The sequence below is a fragment of the Coleofasciculus chthonoplastes PCC 7420 genome, from assembly GCF_000155555.1.
GTDB lineage: Bacteria > Cyanobacteriota > Cyanobacteriia > Cyanobacteriales > Coleofasciculaceae > Coleofasciculus > Coleofasciculus chthonoplastes_A.
This window is the reverse complement of the sequence record NZ_DS989846.1, coordinates 175,684-196,420: the sequence shown is the minus strand read 5'-3', so window position 1 is coordinate 196,420 and position 20,737 is coordinate 175,684. Positions and strand designations below refer to the sequence as shown.

11 protein-coding genes are annotated in these 20,737 nt (G+C 44.9%); 6 read left to right on the top strand and 5 right to left on the bottom strand.

The features are described 5' to 3' along the window. Positions 1 to 31 precede the first annotated feature (31 nt). From MC7420_RS43290 to MC7420_RS09900, 4 genes are all read left to right on the top strand, one after another. On the top strand, positions 32 to 154 hold the full coding sequence (locus MC7420_RS43290) for a hypothetical protein (RefSeq protein ID WP_006100076.1): 123 nt from the start codon (positions 32 to 34) through the stop codon (positions 152 to 154). Positions 155 to 469: 315 nt separating this feature from the next. Further along, positions 470 to 2,905, top strand: a complete 2,436-nt coding sequence (gene ppsA, locus MC7420_RS09910) for a phosphoenolpyruvate synthase (protein WP_006100170.1) — start codon at positions 470 to 472, stop codon at positions 2,903 to 2,905. A 725-nt stretch (positions 2,906 to 3,630) separates the two neighbouring features. Further along, on the top strand, positions 3,631 to 6,696 hold the full coding sequence (locus tag MC7420_RS09905) for a two-partner secretion domain-containing protein (protein WP_006100181.1): 3,066 nt from the start codon (positions 3,631 to 3,633) through the stop codon (positions 6,694 to 6,696). Positions 6,697 to 7,110: 414 nt separating this feature from the next. After that, entirely contained in the window at positions 7,111 to 9,918 is a 2,808-nt protein-coding gene (locus MC7420_RS09900) for a CHAT domain-containing protein (protein WP_006100063.1), read from the top strand. Here the strand turns inward: MC7420_RS09900 and MC7420_RS09895 are convergent. Together MC7420_RS09895 and MC7420_RS09890 are read right to left on the bottom strand one after the other, a co-directional pair. Beyond that, positions 9,893 to 10,729: a DUF928 domain-containing protein gene (locus MC7420_RS09895; protein WP_157453111.1), complete on the bottom strand. Its 837-nt coding sequence runs from the start codon at positions 10,727 to 10,729 to the stop codon at positions 9,893 to 9,895. The two genes, MC7420_RS09900 and MC7420_RS09895, sit on opposite strands and share 26 nt — an antisense overlap. A gap of 197 nt (positions 10,730 to 10,926) precedes the next feature. Then, positions 10,927 to 11,334, bottom strand: coding sequence for a hypothetical protein (locus tag MC7420_RS09890; RefSeq protein ID WP_006100100.1), 408 nt, complete (start codon positions 11,332 to 11,334; stop codon positions 10,927 to 10,929). A 753-nt stretch (positions 11,335 to 12,087) separates the two neighbouring features. Between MC7420_RS09890 and MC7420_RS09885 the strand changes: the two genes are divergently transcribed. Continuing rightward, positions 12,088 to 13,425 carry an AAA-like domain-containing protein gene (locus tag MC7420_RS09885; protein WP_006100184.1) on the top strand — a complete coding sequence of 446 codons (1,338 nt, stop codon included), beginning with the start codon at positions 12,088 to 12,090 and terminating at the stop codon, positions 13,423 to 13,425. Between the two features lie 14 nt (positions 13,426 to 13,439). Next, complete coding sequence (locus tag MC7420_RS42375) at positions 13,440 to 16,343, top strand: CHASE2 domain-containing protein (RefSeq protein WP_006100197.1); 2,904 nt, start codon at positions 13,440 to 13,442, stop codon at positions 16,341 to 16,343. Positions 16,344 to 16,415: 72 nt separating this feature from the next. On the opposite strand, the gene MC7420_RS41260 is transcribed toward MC7420_RS42375, so the two are convergent. From MC7420_RS41260 to MC7420_RS09865, 3 genes are all read right to left on the bottom strand, one after another. Then, positions 16,416 to 18,287 (bottom strand): protein kinase domain-containing protein, encoded by a 1,872-nt coding sequence (locus MC7420_RS41260; RefSeq protein WP_198016417.1) that lies wholly within the window; start codon positions 18,285 to 18,287, stop codon positions 16,416 to 16,418. A gap of 428 nt (positions 18,288 to 18,715) precedes the next feature. Further along, a complete protein-coding gene (locus MC7420_RS09870; RefSeq protein ID WP_006100262.1) occupies positions 18,716 to 19,516 on the bottom strand; it encodes an RDD family protein in 801 nt (266 codons plus the stop codon). Between the two features lie 256 nt (positions 19,517 to 19,772). Then, positions 19,773 to 20,708, bottom strand: a complete 936-nt coding sequence (locus MC7420_RS09865) for a hypothetical protein (RefSeq protein WP_006100163.1) — start codon at positions 20,706 to 20,708, stop codon at positions 19,773 to 19,775. Positions 20,709 to 20,737 lie beyond the last annotated feature (29 nt).

Here is a 20,737-nt window from a genome sequence, read left to right as displayed (position 1 = left end):
TTGATGCACGCTGACGCTCTGTGCAAAAATTATGACACGAAAGGCAAAATCCCCATTTTTGAAAAAAATCTGTTATGATAGCACGACAGAAAAAGCTCCAGAGGCTATCTGGAGCTGTTTTGAACCCGTGAATGTAGATGAACCCGTGAATTAAGATTCAGTCGAAAGAGAAATTGTAATACATGTTGGACAAGATTGGCTACACATAAGCAGCCAATCTTTTACTTTTTGAGAAGCATTTTGGGTCGAGAGGGCGGAGGGAAGCTGGGGAAGCTGGGGAAGCTGGGGAAGCTGGGGAAGCGGAGGGAGATGGGGAAGGTGGGGGAGATGGGGAAGGGATTTCCTAATCAACAAATGACAAAGGACAAATGACGAATGACGAACATTTCTGTTAATTTTTCGTAACTTATTAGTGAGCCCAAATATTTTATAAAGCTACACTTAAATTATACGGTTAAGAAAAAAAGTTATGTTAGCCTCAACCCCTCAGACATCTACCCCAGTCCCTAAAGATAAATCATTGATCCTCTGGTTTGATCAAATCCGATTGGATGACCTACCCTTGGTTGGCGGCAAAAATTCCTCTCTGGGTGAAATGATTGGACAACTCACTCCCCAGGGAATCAATGTACCTACTGGGTTTGCGATTACGGCGTATGCTTATCGTTACTTGATCGAAAGCGCCGATTTAGAAGTCAAACTGCGCCACCTGTTTGCAGATTTGAATGTAGATGATGTGAGTAATCTGCAACAGCATGGGAAAAAAGCGCGACAGTTAATCCTCAGCATGGAGTTTCCCCTAGAACTGACCCAAGCCATTCGGACAGCCTATCAGGAATTGTGCGATCGCTATGGAGAGGGAACGGATGTGGCGGTTCGTTCCTCAGCGACGGCGGAAGACTTACCCGATGCGAGTTTTGCAGGTCAACAGGAAACCTACTTAAATGTAAATAGTTTCAAAGGCGTGCTGGAATTTACTCATAAATGCTTCGCCTCCCTGTTCACTAACCGTGCCATTGCTTATCGGGAACATAACGGATTTGACCACTTTGATGTGGCGCTTTCGGTGGGAATTCAGAAAATGGTGCGGTCTGATTTAGCCTGTTCCGGGGTGATGTTTTCCATTGATCCTGAAACGGGATTCAAAAATACCGCCTTAATTACCGCTGCTTATGGCTTGGGCGAAACGGTGGTTCAAGGTGCGGTTAATCCCGATGAATACGTGGTCTTTAAACCCACCTTAAAACAGGGATGTCGCCCGATTCTGGAGAAACGCCTGGGAACCAAAGAAATTGAAATGATCTATGACGAAGGGGGTTCGAGACTGACGCGCAACGTGCGAGTCGCCCCCTGTGATCAAAAGAAATTCTGTCTCAAAGATGAAGAAGTCTTACAATTAGCGCGTTGGGCGGTACAAATTGAAGACCATTATTCCCAACTTCGGGGACTCTATACTCCCATGGATATTGAATGGGCAAAAGATGGCATAACCGGGGAGTTATTTATTGTCCAGGCGCGTCCGGAAACCGTACAATCCCAGAAATCAGCACAAGTCCTCAAAACCTATCAGTTGAACCAACGCAGCGAGGTATTAGTTACGGGGCGTAGTGTGGGTGCAGCCATTGGTCAAGGAACTGCCCATATTATTATGGATGCGTCTCACATTCATCTGTTTGAGCCGGGAGAAGTATTAGTTACTAACCGCACTGATCCCGACTGGGAACCGATTATGAAAAAAGCCAGCGCCATTGTCACTAACCAAGGGGGACGTACTTGCCATGCGGCAATTATTGCGCGAGAAATGGGAATTCCGGCAATTGTTGGCTGTGGGAATGCAACCGAGGTATTAACTACGGGTCAAGGGGTGACAATTTCCTGTGCAGAGGGGGATGAAGGACGAGTTTATGATGGATTATTACCCTTTGAGGTGCAAGAAACACCGTTGGATAATTTACCTCGCACCCGAACCCAAATTTTGATGAATGTAGGTAATCCAGATCAGGCTTTTGGTTTAGCCGCAATTCCCTGTGATGGTGTGGGTTTAGCACGGTTGGAGTTTATTATTGCCAATCATATTGAAGTTCATCCTCTGGCGTTGATTCATTATCATCAATTGCGGGATGAATCTGTGAAAGCGAAAATTGCCCAAAAGACGAAGAATTATGCCGATAAACCCCAGTTCTTTGTCGATAAATTGGCGCGTGGAGTGGGGATTATTGCAGCGGCGTTTTATCCCAAGCCTGTGATTGTGCGGATGTCGGATTTTAAGAGTAATGAATACGCGAACCTTTTAGGCGGTCAAAGTTTTGAACCCAAGGAAGATAATCCCATGTTGGGGTGGCGAGGGGCGTCTCGGTATTGTGATCCGAAGTATCGGGAAGCCTTCGCCTTGGAATGTCAGGCGATACAGCGGGTAAGGGATGAGATGGGATTAACTAATGTAATTCCGATGATTCCCTTCTGTCGCACTCCCGATGAGGGGCGTCAGGTGGTAGCAGAGATGGCGAAAAATGGTTTACCCCGTGGCGTGAATGGTTTGCAGGTGTATGTGATGTGTGAGTTACCCAGTAATGTGATGGAGGCGGATGAGTTTGCTGAAGTATTTGATGGGTTTTCCATTGGGTCAAATGATTTGACCCAATTGACGTTAGGATTAGACCGAGATTCGGCGTTAGTGGCGCATATTTTCGACGAACGCAATCGCGGTGTGAAGCGGATGGTGAAGTTGGCGATACAAACGGCGAAAGAGTGTGGGCGTAAGATTGGTATTTGCGGTCAAGCGCCGAGTGATTATCCAGAGTTTGCCCAGTTTTTAGTGGAGGAGGGGATTGATTCGATCAGTTTGAATCCCGATTCAGTGTTAAAAACGCTGTTGATGGTGGCTGAGGTAGAAAGTCATTTGTAGGGTAATTTTGTAGGGTGCGTTAGTAGTGAATTTGTAGGGTGCGTTAGCGCAGCGTAACGCACCGACTTACAGCAGTTTGCTCTGCTATGCGGTACATTGTCGATCCCCCTAAATCCCCCTTAAAAAGGGGGACTTTGATTGTAGACGATCTTCGCTCTTCCTAGACATGATAGAACGCAACTTGGTAAGCTGTTCGGCATTTAAACCATAATGTCAAGAATTGCGAGATCCTTGCCGTAGTGCGAGCATCTTGCTCGCTACCCAAAAGCATCTTGCTCGCTACCCAAAAGCATCTTGCTCGCTACCCAAAAGCATCTTGCTCGCTACTAATACCCAATTTAAATGCATTACAGCTTATGAGTATCCATGATAGCGCGATCGCACTTTAAATTGAAGCTTTTTAGTTCAAGTGTACTATATTAAGCGTCAAGCCTCCCTGAGTAGTGGATAAAGATAAATTGTAGAATGGAATTCAAAAAAATCCAATTAGCAAGCTAATAAGGTTAGCGATAATTAATTCAATTGTTGGCAAGTGTAAATTAAACAATAAGTAGTGTAGTTTTATACAGTTTTCAAATAAAAATGGTTAATATTTGTATACTCTTGTAAGAGTACGCTTAATAGTTAAGAGACTTGGCGACACATACAACTATTGAAACAAATTTAGGAGTATAATTTCTAACCAGCTAATCGCTTAACCCGACTAAGGGAAAAAGGTGGGAAATATGGCACAAAAAACTCATCCGTTGCTGGTACAGGCATCGGAAAGTGAGGAAGCTGGAGAGGTAGAGTCCAGGGGAATACGGGAGATGTTGGGCAGATTGAGTCGTCAGAGTCGCTCAAAACTGGCAGGATACATCAGAGTAGGCAGTGTAGCGCTGACGAGTTGTGTTTGGCTGGCTTGGAGTAGCTGCGCTATTGCCCAGATTATCCCTGATGAAGCCTGGGGAGCCGAACAATCAGTTCTTACCCCACTCCCAGGCGGAACTCTAGCTGATTTTCTGATTAAGGAGGGCGCAAGGCGTGACTCTAACCTGTTCCACAGTTTTACGCAATTTGATATCGGGGAACAACAGCGTGTCTATTTTGATTCTCCCCAGGGAATTGAAAACATTTTTAGTCGGGTCAAGGGAAATAACGCCTCGGATATTCTGGGGACGTTGGGTGTCAATGGTGGGGCGAATCTGTTTTTGATTAATTCCAATGGGATTATTTTTGGGGACAATGCCAGTCTGGATGTTCAGGGTTCGTTTGTGGCAACGACAGCCAATGGGATTCAGTTTGGGGAACAGGGGTTTTTTAGTACCACACAGTCAGAACCTCCTTCGGCGTTACTGACGGTGAATCCGTCGGCGTTTTTGTTTAATCAAATCACGCCAGGTAGAATTGAATCACGCTCAATAAAAGAAGTAGGAGTTGACCCCTTCGGTTTTTCTCTATTGGGTTTGCAAGTCCCTGATGGTCAAAGTCTGCTGCTGGTGGGTGGAGATATCCTGATTGATGGACAAATGAACTTTGGAGGATTGGCGGCTTTAGAAGGTCGATTGGAATTAGCCGCCGTTGCTGGTTCGGGGACAGTCGGACTGAGTGTTGATAACAACACCCTCTCGTTGAATATTCCCCCAGAAATCCTGCAAGCAGATATATCGTTGACCAATGGAGCTTATATAACCACGGCGGGTGAAGCTGGGGGTGATATCCAACTGTGGGGTAGGCAAATTATCCTCGCCAGTGATTTTACTACAATTACATCCAGCTCTGTTGGTGCAAGCAACGCCGGTAACTTAGTGGTGAATGCCTCAGAATTGGTGCAAGCTCGTGGTGACAACAGCGGCTTTTTTGCGACCAGTGAAGCCACAGCAACTGGAGGCGGAGGAGATGTAACAATTACCACACCCGAACTACAGCTAATGGATGGGGCACAGATTGCCACCGCTACTCGTGGTGCAGGTAAGGGCGGAAATATTGTGGTGAACGCCTCAGAATTGGTGCAAGCTCATGGTGACAACAGCGGCTTTTTTGCGACCAGTGAAGCCACAGCAACTGGAGGCGGAGGAGATGTAACAATTACCACACCCGAACTACAGCTAATGGATGGGGCACAGATTGCCACCGCTACTCGTGGTGCAGGTAAGGGCGGAAATATTGTGGTGAACGCCTCAGAATTGGTGCAAGCTCATGGTGACAACAGCGGCTTTTTTGCGACCAGTGAAGCCACAGTAACTGGAGGCGGAGGAGATGTAACAATTACCACACCCGAACTACAGCTAATGGATGGGGCACAGATTGCCACCGCTACTCGTGGTATAGGTAATGCCGGTAATGTGGTGGTGAACGCCTCGGAATTGGTTCAAGTCAGTGATAGCAGCGACATGTTTGCTAGTGGTCTGAGAACGGATACTTTAGGCGAGGGGGATGCAGGAGACCTAACCATTAACACGCCTGTACTTGTGATGGAAAACGGCGCTGTGATTGCTAGTGGAACTTCCTCCGATAGCACAGGAAAGGGTGGCACATTGACTGTCAATGCCTCGGCATTAGTGCAATTGAGTAATGAAGCGGGTCAGTTTTCCACTCTCTTAACGACTCGAACTGAAGGACAAGGAAATGGGGGAAATCTGACGATTAACACGCCCAAATTAGTTGTAACAGATGAAAGCCAAGTTTCGGCTGAAACTTTCGCCAGTGGGATTGGGGGTTTAATTACGGTTAATGCCAATACTGTGGAGGTGACGAACGGTGGACAACTCCGCACGACTACAGAGGGTAGCAATAATGCTGGGAATATCTCATTACAGGTGGAAGATAGCTTAACGATTACTGGAGAGGGAAGTGGACTATTTGCTGATACGAAAAAAGACTCCAGTGGCAATGGCGGCAGTATCATGATTGATTCGAGAACAGTAGTGGTTCGGGGTAGAGGGCAAATCACTGTTGAAAGTGAAGGTATTGGAACAGGAGGAAATATTAGCCTTGAAGCCGATTCTCTTATCCTGGATACTAATGCTGGTCTTTTGGCAGACACTGATGCTAACACAGGTGGTAATATTGTGCTTACTATTGATGACCTGTTATTGTTGCGACGTGACAGTCGCATTTCGACAAATGCTGGTAAGGATGAAGAAAGGGGAGATGGCGGCAACATTATAATTGAAGCTGTTTTCATCGTTGCTGTTCCTAATGAAAACAGCGATATTACTGCCAACGCTTTTGAGGGACAGGGGGGTAACGTTACTATCACGACTCAAGGTTTGTTTAATCTAGTCATCCGCAGCCGCGAAGAGCTAGAAGCTTTACTGGGTACGAAGGAGCCTAGTGAATTAGATCCCATGAACTTGCAATCTAATGACATTACTGCCATTTCACAAACGTCTCCTGAACTGAGTCGTATTCCTATCCTAATTGTGTTAGAACTAGACCCGTCTCAGGGACTGGTAGAGTTGCCAGCAGAACTTGTAGACGTGACGCGGCTGGTTGAACAAAATCTTTGTGCTGCTGCACAGGGAAGTGAATTTATCGTAACTGGACGCGGTGGTTTGCCTACGCCTCCGAATCAGATGCTTAATGCGGATGCGGCGTGGGAAGATTGGCGGATAAGTACTGTGGAGGAATCAACGGAGGTGCAGCAATCTAACCGGAACAGTCGCCAAGACGTTACAGGAAATAAGCCAAATAAATTTGTCGAAGCTCAAGGTTGGTTTAAAGATGCCAATGGTACAATTATTCTTACGGCAGAACCAACAGTTGTGACCCCTCACGCAACGGGTTCGCCATCGTTCCCCTGTCAATAGTTCAACGGTTCGTGATACCCAATCTGCCTTTGTAACCTCCCTTTATATCTTGAGTCTTTTTGCCTGTTGCTTGTTGTCTAATTTTAACTGTTAACTTGACTTTTGTCCGACTATTTATCAATTGAAAGGGGTTGGAGTTTTGGTGCATCTTGCTTCCTAAAATGTAGGAAGCTTTTCAAGATGGAAGCGGGTAGGATATCTGCACCGCTATACAAGGTGCGTTACGCTCCGCTAACGCACCCTACAATTGCCTGAGGTGTTTGTCGTAAGCGCTGAAGCGCTTGTGGCACGCTTTGTGCCTACTACGAACGAACATCAATATAGAAGGTTTGATGATATGAAATATCCAGTATCCTTACATGGAAATAAAATATCAAATGTCGGTGTTCCTCGGACGTTTAATGGGTGAGCCAAATGGGTAAATTTACGCCTTTCTTGAATCGCGCGATCGCTCAGGTTTGTAGTCAGCGCTTTAGCGCTTATGGCACTCAAGTGCCTACTAAGAACGGCGCGATCGCTTCAAGGTTTATAGTCAGCGCTTCAGCGCTTATGGCACTCAAGTGCCTACTACGAACACGAACGGCGCGATCGCTCCTCTTGGCTCTGGTGGGGTTAAGCTTAAGTCTGGGTATCCATATAGTACCCCAGGTACGGGCAGAACTCCCTGTCGCCACGGACAATCTAGCCTTAGTACAAGTGGGTAAAAATCATTACAATGCTGGACAGTTTGCCGCAGGTATACAGGTTTTGCAACAAGCAGCACAGGGGTACGCCGAAACTGGGAATCCCCTCCAGCAAGCCCAAGTCTTAAGCCTGCTGTCATTAACCTATCAGAAACTGGGACAATGGCAAGCGGCTGAACAAACGATTCAAACCAGTTTATCGTTACTCGACACTGTACCGCAGGTGAATCCAATTGTTCGCGCTCAAGTATTAAATGCTCAAGGGCGTCTCCAATTAGCCACAGGTAACGCTGAAGCCGCATTAGCGACCTGGGAAGAGGCAGAAACCTTTTATCAGCAAGCCGATGATCCTGTGGGTGCGATTGGCAGCCAAATTAATCAAGCCGAGGCAATGCAATCCCTGGGATTCTATCGGCGCACGGCACAGCTTTATCTGCGGCTGGAACAAGCCCTTTTCGCGTTAGACGATTCACCTGTTAAAGCAGCAGGCTTGCAAAATTTTGGCAATCTTTTGCGACAAGGGGGAGATTTAGAAAAGTCTCAGGATATGCTCACCCAAAGTTTGGCGTTAACTCGAACCTTAGCCTTATCCGAAAAAGAGAGTCAGATATTATTGAGTTTAGCCAATACAGAGCGAACCTTAGCCCAACGCGCCCAAGTGTTTCAGGAACCCGCCGCCAAAGACTATACCCAAGCTGCCTTGACTTACTATCAACAGGCGGCGATGAAATCCACGATTCCTATAACCCGCATTCAAGCACAACTTAATCAATTGAGTTTAGTGATCGAGACTGAATCCCTGTCACCGGATCAAGGATTATTATCCTCAATCGCAGCCGGATTATCAGATTTATCGGCTAGTCGTGCTTCTGTCTATGCCCATGTTAATTTTGCTGAAAGTTTGCTCAAAATGTCCGATTTAATGGTACAGAAGCAAAGCTCTGATGATATAGTGGCAATCCTAAATACAGCGATTCAACAGGCTGAACGTTTAGCAGACCAACGGGCGATATCTTATAGTTTAGGTACTTTAGGTAAGTTCTATGAAAAAACCCAAGACTGGACAAATGCCAAAACTGTGACTGAAAAAGCACTTCTGATTGCTCAACAGATGAACGCCCCCGATATCGCCTATCAATGGCAATGGCAAATGGGGCGATTACTGCAAGCACAAAGCCAAGATAATTCTCAAAATCTACCTGTTAATCCAGACGCGATTACTTATTATACTCAAGCTGTTAAGACGTTAAACAATTTACGTGGTGATTTAGTCGCCCTCAATCCCGAAATTCAGTTCTCGTTCCGAGAAGCAGTAGAACCCGTTTATCGTCAATTTGTTGATTTACTTCTGGGTTCTCCCACTCCCAGCAAAGCTAATCTGAGCCAAGCCCGTAATATCATGGAAGCCCTACAACTGGCTGAACTGGATAACTTCTTTCGCGATGCTTGTGCCGCACCAGCAGCCGTGGATATTGATAACGTCGATCCCCAAGCCGCGATTGTTTATCCGATTATATTACCTAATCACTTGGATGTAATTCTCAAATTACCTGGACAAGATAACCTACGTCACTATGCTCATCAAGGTATCTCAGAAGCTCAAGTTGATCAAGCGGTGGAACAATTGCGGGAGGATTTAACTAAGCGCAGTACAAGCATCAGTCAGATTAAACAGGATGCGGCACAACTTTACGATTGGTTAATTCGCCCCTTTGAAGCTGATTTAGATCCCGCCAACTCAGATAACCCCACTGTTAAAACCTTAGTATTTGTCCTTGATGGTTCCTTACGCAATATTCCCCCTTCTACTCTATATGACGGCGAGAAGTATTTAATTGAGCGGTATGCGGTAGCTTTAACGCCCGGATTACAACTCCTAGAACCCAAACCCCTCAGCCGCGAGAATTTCCGAGGGTTGATTGCGGGAACGACGAATGCACCTAGCTTTGAGCAAGAGGGATTTTCTACCCTAGACAATGTAGCTAATGAGTTAGCCGGAATCCAACAGCAAATCACCCTGAATCAAATTCTAGAAAATCAAGACTTTGTTAAAGAAAATATCCGCAATCAGATTAATATGGCATCCTTTAATCTGGTACACATTGCCACTCACGGCAAATTTAGTTCTAATCCTCAACAAACCTTTCTCTTAGACTGGAGTGGGCGGATTAATGTTCAGGATTTAGATAGTTTATTACGCACCAATGAACCCAATCATACCAGCGCTATTGAATTACTGGTTTTGAGTGCTTGCGAAACCGCAACTGGGGATAAGCGTGCCGCATTAGGATTAGCCGGAATTGCCGTGCGAGCAGGTGCCCGCAGCACATTGGCGACATTGTGGCAAGTTAATGATGCATCCACCGCCGAATTTATGCAACGGTTTTATCAACAGTTAAAAGAGCCTCAACTGAGTAAAGCTGAAGCTCTGCGGCAAACTCAAATTGCGTTTTTAACCGAGTATCCAGATAATCCCGACAAAGATTACCTACGCCCCTATCACTGGGCACCGTTTATTCTGATTGGGAATTGGTTATAACATCGCTCGGTATCACACTACCAGCAATGGGTTCTTGTTCAATTTCTTTTAATCCAATTCGTTCATCTCCCAAGAGTTCTAGCCAGATACTTTCCAATGTGGCATTGTCAGGGTATTGCAAGCGTAATTGAGCCAATTCTGTGAGCATATCGTACCAAATATCATGACTGGCGTAAGCGGCGACTCGTTCTAAAGGATTTTTTGCCTGATTTAATTCAGCCTCCAGTTCAGGAGGTTGGGAAACTCGTCGCACAAACCCAGTCAGTGATGCTGGAGCCAGTCGAGTTGCGGCTTGCGGGGCTTGTGTTGAACGAGGACAACTCATTTCAAAATACCAGCGATACGTCTTACCTATTTCTAACGGTTTTTCTGTTTTAGGAATCGTTACACTAACAATTCCTGGTGTGGCTGGCAGTTTAAAGGTGGTACGATAAAGATCATCTTCCCCATGTTGAATAGAAAATTCTCCAGAGGATACTTTGTCTGAACCGTAGGGGACATAAACCCAAAAGGTGGGATATTCACTCACGGTTAACTGGAAATTCTTACCACCCGCCATTCGCGTCAGGAGGAGATCTCCTTCATTGTATTCGCAGTCACCACGGGTACCGGTGCCATGGTTGGTTTGAGGAGTATCATCATCAGGGGGTAAATTGGGCAAAAGAGAGGGAATCGATATTGGCTCAAAAATAGTATTCGACGACTCAACCTGTGCCGTCGCTGGGGAAAGATTAGTCATTAGACTAACGATCATGCCAATTGCTAATACGGGTTGGCGTCGAGGGATAAGCCTAAATTTGAAAATGTTCATGTCTCAGTCTGTAACGATACTAGAGGATAGAACGTGGAGTTGTTGTCTGGGCAGTTCTCGGCGTGGGGAAGCCAGGGAAATTTAGAGTTCAATTATTCACTAAAAAATTTGCTTCCATTGAGATGCTCCCCCAGACAATAATTTCGCCAAAATTTTCAATTATAGATGCACCCGTAATTTTGCCGTTGAATTTAACCTTAAGTTAAATGCACTAAATGTTTGCGCCAGAACTGATATAAGAGGTAGTGCTGAAAATAGGTATTGTGGGATTTTGACGATAAAAATCGAGTCGGTTCAACTAAGTGGGGAAGGTAAAGGCTCATCGGAATCATAATATCTGTGATATTGGCTTCTTTGTCTTCTGCTTCGTTTCCTTGATTTAGGTTTCCATTATCATTAAGAGAAGTGAAAACAAGCTCCCCTGAAGGAAAGGTAGCTAAAAATCCAGGTCTGGGTATAGGACGAATAGGATCAATAGAACAAGGAGGACGAAGACATCGACGGCGAGAATAGGGACTAAAACTATTTTGAAAAAAATCTGAACTCGCCGGATATAACAGTAAAGAAGTATCAGGAGTGTATGAATTCCAAATGCTAAGTCTCATCTGTGTACCAATTCTCCTTATTTAGTAGTTAGGAAGGGGTGGCTGAGTGAATTTGTTGGCTTTGCCTTCCCTTTTCGGTTTTCATTATCGATGACAATTCCCCCCAAAAAATAGGGAAAATTCAGGACTTGAAAATTCAGGAAAATTCAGGGTGTTCGGGAAAGTTGAGGTTGATTTTCGTAAATATTAGGGATAATTTTATCGTACTTGTATCCTGATAAGTATTAAATTTTACAACTCAATGTAACGATTAGCTTAATGCTAAGAAACCCGATCGCTATCCTACCCCACAATCCTGAAACTCCTTGATACTAAAAAGCTTGAGCCATTCCCCCAAACTAGCTGAACCCTAATTGTATCAAATATTACCTTTTAAATCCTGCTAGTGCTTTCCTGATAATTGTATCAATATGTAAAAACCCTAGTCAGTTTGCTATGGTTAAAATAGAAACTCTCTATGACTCTATTCGGGCTGCCAGAGTCTTGCCAACGGCATTCTCAGCCAGAATGTCGAAAATGTAGAGACGTGGTGTCACCTTTCTACAGGCGGCAAAACCGAGCTATTGGATAGTGATGATTTAACGATTACACAGCCAGTATTACCCGACAAAATCGCAGTTCAACTCCATCGGAATAATTCAGGAAAATTCAGGTTTATTGGCTTGTGTAATTTTCGCAAAATCTCACTTCATCTCAGGGTGTATTCGTATTTACTAAGATAAGATAAATAGGTTAGTCTGAGCATCCATACCAATGACATTTGATATCGATGACGCCATTCAAATGGCGAACCAAGCCATATCCCGCAGCGCTCACCGCAGCTTAACTGATGTAGAAGTCATTGTCCTCAAAGGAGCATGGCAACGTCAGGACTATGATGAAATTGCTGCTAAACATCAATATTCCACCAGCTATATTAGTCAAGATGTTGCCCCGAAGCTGTGGAGACTCTTAACCAAATCTTTAGGAGAGAAAGTGAAAAAAAATAACTTCAAACAAGTATTGGAACAACATTGGAAACAACACCAGTTTTTCGATGCTTCCTTGAATTCAAGTTCTCAATCCCAAAACCCTTATCTTTCTCGCCCAAAACAGTTCCAATCCTTCGCCCCTGACTACTATGTAGAACGCTCTCCCCTGGAAACCACCTGTTCTCAAACCCTCTTACAACCTGGTGCATTAGTGCGGATTAAAGCACCCAGTTTAATGGGTAAAACCTTACTCGTAAATCGGGTATTAGCTGAATTAGCAACTCAAGGCTACCGCACCGCTAGTTTAAGCTTTAAGCTAGCTGATAGTAAGATTCATTTTACTCATCTGGATAAATTCTTACGCTGGTTTTGTATCAATCTCTCGCGTGAACTCGGTTTACCCAATGCCTTAGATGAGTATTGGGATGAAGAGGATATGGGGTCTAAAGTCAGTTGTACTACCTACTTTGAAGACTATCTCTTAGCTTCAGGGAATAATCCCATCGCCTTGTGCTTAGATGATGTACATTTACTCTTCGCCTATCCCGAAATTTATGAAGACTTTTTTGGACTCCTGCGTTCCTGGTATGAAAAAGCTAGGAGTCGCAAACGGTGGCAACTATTGCGTTTAATTATCGTCCATTCCACTGATGTTTACATTCGCCTCAATATTAATCAATCACCATTTAATGTTGGCTTACCCATTGAACTTGCTGACTTTACCTTAGAGCAGATACAAGAGTTTGCCCAAAACTATGGACTAAAGCCCGATTTGAGTTACCTTCAACCCTTAATCAACATGATCGGAGGACACCCTTATTTAGTCGAACGCGCCTTTACTCACCTAAAAAATGACCCCAACATGACCCTTGAACAACTCTTAGCCACTGCGCCAACAGACGCAGGAATTTATGCTAGTCATTTGCGAGAAAATTGGTTGTATTTACAGTCTCATCCTCAACTAGCAGAGGCGTTTAAAACCGTTGTTACGACTAAAACGCCTGTACAACTTGAACCCATGCAAGCCTATCAACTTCATAGTATAGGTTTAGTCAAACGGTCGGGAAATAAGGTCGAACCCCGCTGTGATTTATATCGTCAATATTTCTGCAATCATTAAGGAGCGAATGCCTAATGGGAGCGGATGAACTCAACAGGGCTGATCGGTATCATCTGGGTGGAAGCTTATCCGCTGATGCACCAACTTATGTAGTCAGAAAAGCAGATTCTGAACTCTATAACGGTTTATTAGCCGGAGACTATTGCTATGTCCTCAATTCTCGGCAAATGGGAAAATCATCCCTGCGAATCCGTACCATGTGCAAACTGAAAGCTCAAGGAATTGCCTGTGCCGAAATTGAATTGAATGGTATTGGTAGTCAACAGATTAGCGCCCAGCAATGGTACGGTGGGATTATCCAAGAATTAATTAGTGGGTTCGATTTACAAGTGAATCGACGTAACTGGTTACGGGAGTATGAGGATCTCTCCCCGGTGCAGCGTTTGGGCAAATTCCTGGAAACAGTATTGCTGGCACAGATTCCCCAAAACATCGTTATTTTTATCGATGAAATTGATAGTGTTTTGGGATTGAGCTTTCCGGCTGATGATTTTTTTGCCTTGATTCGTAACTGTTATGATAAACGGGCAGCTAAACCTGACTACAAACGTCTTACCTTTGCCTTATTGGGAGTCGCCACGCCATCGGATTTAATTCAAGACAAACATGCGACACCTTTTAATATTGGTCGAGCAATTGAATTGAAGGGGTTTCAAGTTCACGAAAGCGCGGCTTTAATTCAAGGGTTAGTCGGACGAGTTAGCTGTCCCCAAGCTGTATTAAGCGAGGTATTATATTGGACAGGAGGTCAACCGTTTCTCACCCAGAAATTCTGTTGGCTTCTGGTGAATCGTTGTAATCAGGAACAGAATGGACTCTGCACAATTCCTGAAAATGAAGCCCCGCGATGGGTGGAACAGTTTGTGCAAACGCAGATCATTGAAAATTGGGAAGCCCAAGATGAACCGGAACATCTGAGAACGATTCGCGATCGCCTGCTGGGGCAACCTCACTGTTGTCAACAATCACTCCAGATTTATCGAATTATTTTAGAACAGGGAAGTGTTGAGGCGAAAAATAGTCCTGAACATATCGAATTGCGGTTATCGGGATTAGTGAATAAACACCAAGGCAACTTAGTGGTTTATAATCCGATTTATCAAGCCGTTTTTAATCTTGATTGGATTGAAAAGCATTGTCCCAAAGAACGGATTCTTGCCATCGTTTTTACCGATGTGGAATCATTCTCGACAAAAATGGCAGCCGATGAGAAGCATACCTTGGCACTTCTCCAAAGGGATTTTCAGCTTATCCGTAAATGCTGTGAGCAGTTTTCCGGCGAGATACTCAAAGGGTTGGGAGATGGGTGGTTGATGCGCTTTGATAGTGCAGAAAACGCTGTTGATTGCGCGATCGCGATCCAACAAGCCATCAAAACCGCTGCGGCGAATTTACCCAAGCGTGACATTCTCCGCCATCGCATTGGTATCCACCTGGGGGAAGTATTTTTCTTGCAAAATGATTTCGGTGTTTCACCCTCCCGTAATTTTATCAACACCTATCAGGATGATGTGATGGGTAATGTGGTGAATGTGGCGGCGCGGCTGCAAACCGAAGCACCAGCAGGCGGGATTTGTATTTCCCAAACCGTCTATGAAGCCGTTCAGGATCATCTGAATGGAGTGAAGGATCAGCAACAGCTTCAGATTACGAAAGCCGGAGAACGCCTGTTAAAGAATATTCCCCGACCTATCCCCGTTTATATTATTACCCTTGATCCATACCTGCAACCCTGGTGGTGGAAAATACTCATCCTCTTGATCACAGCCGCGATCGCAACAGGTTTGGTTGTAGGAGTGCGATCGCGCGGTGGGTTGGAGTCTTGGGAACTTCAAGTCTTTGATCACCTGATGCGGTTACAACCCCAGGAAAAACCCGATGAACGACTTTTAATTGTGGAGATTACCGAAAAAGACGTTCAGGCTCAACCCCCTGAAGAACGAGTGGGTGCGTCTCTCTCAGATCGCGCCTTGGCTCAACTCCTTGCCAAATTAGAGTCGTATCAACCCCAAACCATTGGCTTAGACATTTATCGCGATCGCCCAGTAGAGGACAACTATCCAGAGTTAGCCCAAGCCATGAAAAAGAGCGATCGCTTGTTTACTATTTGCCATTACGGTAATCCTGGCGTTGTACCGCCACCGGAAGTGTCAGGGGAACGACAAGGGTTTAATAATGTTGTCCTCGATACCGATGATATTCTGCGTCGTCATCTTCTCGCGGTTTCTGACGCCTCACCCTGTCAAAATCAATATGCTTTTAGTATACAGGTTGCTGGTCATTACCTAGTCGCCCAAGGAATTGAGCCACACCTGAATTCTGACGGGTATCTTCAGCTTGGCTCAACCGTATTTAAAACCTTAGATACAAACCCTGGAGGCTACTCGACTATCAATTCCAGTGGTCACCAAATCTTACTCAATTACCGCGCCACGAATCAGATTGCTGAGAAAATTACGCTCACAGACGTTCTCAATGGTCAACTCAATCCTGAACAGGTAAAAAATCGTATTGTTCTAATTGGTACCACGGCTCCCAGTTTTAACGATCATCGTTGGTTCACTCCCTACAGTAAAGGACAAGGAACCGTTCAAACCATGACCGGGATAGAAATTCAAGCCCAGATGGTCAGTCAAATTCTCAGTGCTGTTTTAGATCAGCGATCGCTGATCTGGTGGTGGTCAGAACCCATTGAGATCCTCTGGATTTGCGGCTGGTCTTTAATCGGCGGACTCCTCACCCACAATTCTCGTTCACCGCGAGGGTTTCTGGTTCGAGGCGGAGTCGCGATCGCTATTTTATACGGAAGCGGCTGGGTTCTTTTCCTGCAAGGGGGTTGGATACCCCTCGTTCCCGCTGCTTTAGCCTTGGTTATGACTGGCGGTGTACTCATTGTTTTCTCTCGATTTAATTTTTAGTTTGTAGTAAGCACTTTAGTGCTTCTGGCACGCTTCGTGCCTACTACAAAGCCAGCTTCAACGACATTCCTGTTATGACTGATTACTTGCTTCAGATGGTGGCGAAGAACCCGCCGGACATTGAATCGTATTCTCCACCACTTCAGGTTGACTCGGAGGCGTTTTTGACGGTTGATTCGTTTGACAAATTTGATCACTCGTTGATTCTCCAGTGACAAACACTGCTCCGGTATAACTCCTTAAATCCGGTTTTTTTGCTTGCGCCGTAACCAGCGCCTCCTGTTGATTCGCGGAGACGATCTGATACTGGTAAGATTCAGGTTGTGATTGCAAGGGAATTGCCAACTCCTCGAAGCTAGAGGCAAATTTTTCATGTTGTAAATAGAAAATTTGTTGGCTTTTATTCACCGAATTAATAAACGATTTTGCCTCTAATTCTCCCGCTAAATCAATCGGGGGTAATGGTGAGGGAGTCAGGATAGTGTGGGTGGGTAAAATCGGTTGAGGTTCATTGGGAGATAGGGTAGATTTTGCAGTGTTTTGATTCTCTGAGACAGTTGACTCGCTATCGTTGGCGGTGTCTGTGGATGGAGAAGAAACCTGATTAGAAAACGGACGCTGTTGCCAATACACATAGAAAGGAGTCACCGCTACTCCCACAATCAGCAAGCCAACGGCTGCTATCCATTTGGCTTTTTTCCCGTTCAGCAGATTAAACCAATTCGACTGAATCGGTTTTTTGGCTGGGGAGAAGGATTTAGAAGGATTGGACTTGGACGCAACCGCTCTCCGGGGACTCGCCTCCGATTCATCCTTGATAATCTGCGTTGGTGCGTCTGGAGCATAATCCCATTGCGCCGTAGCATCTTGGTTATCAAGATTTGTCTCTGATGTGGGATTGTTGACGGCTGAATTTCGAGGATGTTTGCGCGATGTCGCTGCCGAATTTTCTCCGGTTCCGGTCAACGATTGGGCAGAATTTCTCATGCCCGACTGACCCGTTGCTCCGCTAGTTTTCTTTAACATCCGAGTGGGCATATCGGTCAATTTTGACGCTGGGGTTTTCCCCCTTTGCCCAAGGTTCCCTTTCCCAGCAGGGAATGTAATGATACCCGAATTGTAATGACTTAAATTATTCAGATCAGCCAGAACAGCTGTGACGGAAGGGTAACGCTGACGGAAGTCATAGCGCACCATTTTATCAATGACATAACCAAGTCCTGGGCTAATATTGAGTTGATTGCGCCAGCTAAATTCACTGGTTTCAGGGTCTTGGGGCAATTGTTTGGGGTGTGATCCGGTCAAGGCTTGGAGACCAATCATCCCCACCGCATAGATATCACTGCTAAAGCGAGGTTTTCCGGCTAATTGTTCATTGGGCATATAGCCGGCTGAACCAATGGCAATCGTCAGCGCCGTTGGTTCATGAGTTTCCACAGGTTGAGTACTGATTTGTTTAACCGCGCCAAAATCAATTAAAACAATTTTATTATCGGATTTGCGTTTGATGATATTGGCGGGTTTGAGATCCCGGTGAATCACTTGATGCTGGTGAACAAATTCCAGAATCATTAAAATCTCTTGTAATAGCCGAATAACAATTGCTTCTTTTAATGGCTTACCCTGGGGTAAAAGTTTAGATAGACTATCACCTTCGATAAACTCTTGGACTAAATAAAATTCTTGATTTTCTTCAAAGTGAGCAAACAGTCGTGGAATTTGCTCATGGTTTCCTAATTTGTACAGAACCTCGGCTTCGGTATTAAATAAACGTCTTGCTGTCTGCAACATCGCCGGATCAGTGGTTTTTGGCTTCAGTTGCTTGACAACACACCAAGGATGACCTGGTAATTGTTGATCTTCTGAGAGAAAGGTGGTTCCAAACCCACCTGCCCCAAGCTGACGAATAACGCGGTAGCGCCCACTAAGTATAAGATCGGTCATGAGAGTTTTATCTAGGTTGTCAGCGTAAGCCATCTGATCCAACGAGACTGCAATTTGCACATTAATCTAACTTTATTGTCGCTGCTAATTCGGCAAGCTAACAATCAATCGGTGTTGAATGCATCACGAATTCCCTCCATGTTCGCTGTTCGCGCCTTTATTCACTCTATGGCATCCTAGCACCCAGTATCGGTCAAAGCGCTTTGTGAACCAACCGATCAGCGCTTCCTTGCTGACATTGGATTCGATAGAGTCCTGCACCCTTCCTTTTTTAGGATAATCGCAATCGGGTGATCATTGAAAGGCTTACTCTATCACCAGGTCTATCACGAGTACCCGATCGAGTATTCCCAGTTTGAGCGATCGCGGTAGCGATTGGTTTGAGTTCAGCCCTTTGCTGGCAATGATCTGGATCACTGATTTTCAGTTTATCCAGAGTAACGGCTAGAAGATTGCTGCTGATATGCCAGATACACCGCCTCAAGAAAGACATTTGCCGTCACCTTTTGAGGTACATTTTCCAGTGAAATGATATCTTTGACCTGAGTTGCCAATTGTCGGCTTAACTGGGTGCGGGCTTCTGCTGTCATCCCGTCACGTCGTTGCAAATACTCTCGAATGACAGCAAAATCATCGGGTAACAAGCGAGATAAATCAGCTTGAGTCTGGAGTTGATTTGCCAGAGTTGTGGCTGATTCCGATACCGAAACGTTGGCGGCGGTAAGGGGTTGTTCTTCCTGAATCACTACGGTTCCAGCAACCCAATCTCCAATTCGCTTTTCGCGTTTGCCTAAAGCGATAAAAAATACTCCCATAAAAAATAAATCATCAACGGGTCGTAGTAAAGCCCGTAACGTCGCTTGCTGGAGTCTCGCAGGTCTGCCATCATCGCGAATGACGCGAATTTTTACATAGCGCTTTCCTGGCGTTTGCCCTTGCCATAAGGTTTCAAAGAAAACAAAGTAACCGACATAGATAAAAAATGAAATTAAGAGTTGGATTGAAACCAACCAAAGCTCTAACTGAGTATCACTGCCGATTAAATCTTCAATAACATCAATAAATTGAATCGATAAAAATACCCACGCAATTAGGAAAATAATTAGAATTAAGCCCCAGACAATATAGTCAATTAACAGGGCATAGGCTCGATTGCCGATTCCGGCGAGGGTGAACTCTAGTTCAACGCTTTCTGGCGTTTGCAGCGTAATTCGGTTAAAAAAGCGCATGGTCAATAGAATTTATCAGTTTAACGTGAATGCCACTGACTGGTATGCTGGTGGGTTGAGCGAAGTCGAAACCCACGATGGCGGACTGACACAGCTAAAATAGTGGATTATATTGGTCGATTTTAGGCGCACAACCTGCGCCCCTACAGTTTATGGATGTAATTCTAATCCACCAAATAAGATGTGCCACGCCACTACCGTATATCATAAGTTTCGGCGATTGATTTATTAATGCTGATTGAGTGTGCTATTCAGTTTAACGTAGCTGCATTCCCAATCCTTCCCGACGACTGCGGAGGTCATAGTAAACCACAGCTTTAATGGCTTGCCAGAAGGGTAAGACTAAAATTCCCCCCACTAAACTAGCAATAAACGAAACTAAATAAACCATCCAGTACAGACTTGATCCAGGTTCAAGTTGTAGGAGAAAAATCTGCGGTGCATAGCCCGTCAGTATCAGAATCGGTAAGGTAACTAAGAATGTAATTAAAACGACTCCTTGAATTCGGAAAGCTGAGTTTTTACTTAACTCCCAACTTCTATCAATACTTTGTTTTCCATTAACTTCCTCTTCAACCGCTAAAGGAACTTCAGCAATCAGCCACCGAGCAAAAAACCAGGTTAATCCACCTAAAAGAATAACCACGGCAATGACTCCACCAAGAATTGTTGCTACGACAGAACCTGTGAATGGATTAGCGAAGAGTCCGCCCAAGACTAAATCGATGATGATGCGGAAAATAACCATCATTAAAACGGCGACAATAGCTAGGGCAATATAGACTAAAACTAATAACAGTCCGACTTGAAATGCCACTCTAAAAAATGACCAATTGCGGTCATTAAGCTGACGGCGAGCGTCACTCATCCGTTCAGGTTGACTGATTAATTCCCCAAATGCTAAACGCGATATTAACGCCGAATTCACCAAATATTTAGACAATCCCCAAATTATCAAGGGTATCCAAATTAAAAAGAGTAACCAAGATGGTAGAAGTGGAGAAGCTATTCCCGACCAAGCTGAAGACAGCAAAAACAAGATTATGTTGGCTGGTGCTAACCATAATGTTGCGATAAGAGCAATACCGAGATACATCTGTAAGTGAGAACGGTAAAGCACCAAGCCAGCGCTAACTACATTACCCACACTCAAGGGTCCCATGGATTGGCGGGGGTCGGGATTCTGGGACATTGGCTAAACATCTCCTGATCGGTGAAATG

What these genes read in the sequence shown, in the direction of transcription:
- MC7420_RS43290 (WP_006100076.1), top strand. Translation starts at nt 32, where the DNA reads ATGACACGAAAGGCAAAATCCCCATTTTTGAAAAAAATCTGTTATGAT.
- ppsA (WP_006100170.1), top strand. Translation starts at nt 470, where the DNA reads ATGTTAGCCTCAACCCCTCAGACATCTACCCCAGTCCCTAAAGATAAA.
- MC7420_RS09905 (WP_006100181.1), top strand. Translation starts at nt 3,631, where the DNA reads ATGGCACAAAAAACTCATCCGTTGCTGGTACAGGCATCGGAAAGTGAG.
- MC7420_RS09900 (WP_006100063.1), top strand. Translation starts at nt 7,111, where the DNA reads ATGGGTAAATTTACGCCTTTCTTGAATCGCGCGATCGCTCAGGTTTGT.
- MC7420_RS09895 (WP_157453111.1), bottom strand. Translation starts at nt 10,729, where the DNA reads ATGAACATTTTCAAATTTAGGCTTATCCCTCGACGCCAACCCGTATTA.
- MC7420_RS09890 (WP_006100100.1), bottom strand. Translation starts at nt 11,334, where the DNA reads ATGAGACTTAGCATTTGGAATTCATACACTCCTGATACTTCTTTACTG.
- MC7420_RS09885 (WP_006100184.1), top strand. Translation starts at nt 12,088, where the DNA reads ATGACATTTGATATCGATGACGCCATTCAAATGGCGAACCAAGCCATA.
- MC7420_RS42375 (WP_006100197.1), top strand. Translation starts at nt 13,440, where the DNA reads ATGGGAGCGGATGAACTCAACAGGGCTGATCGGTATCATCTGGGTGGA.
- MC7420_RS41260 (WP_198016417.1), bottom strand. Translation starts at nt 18,287, where the DNA reads ATGACCGATCTTATACTTAGTGGGCGCTACCGCGTTATTCGTCAGCTT.
- MC7420_RS09870 (WP_006100262.1), bottom strand. Translation starts at nt 19,516, where the DNA reads ATGCGCTTTTTTAACCGAATTACGCTGCAAACGCCAGAAAGCGTTGAA.
- MC7420_RS09865 (WP_006100163.1), bottom strand. Translation starts at nt 20,708, where the DNA reads ATGTCCCAGAATCCCGACCCCCGCCAATCCATGGGACCCTTGAGTGTG.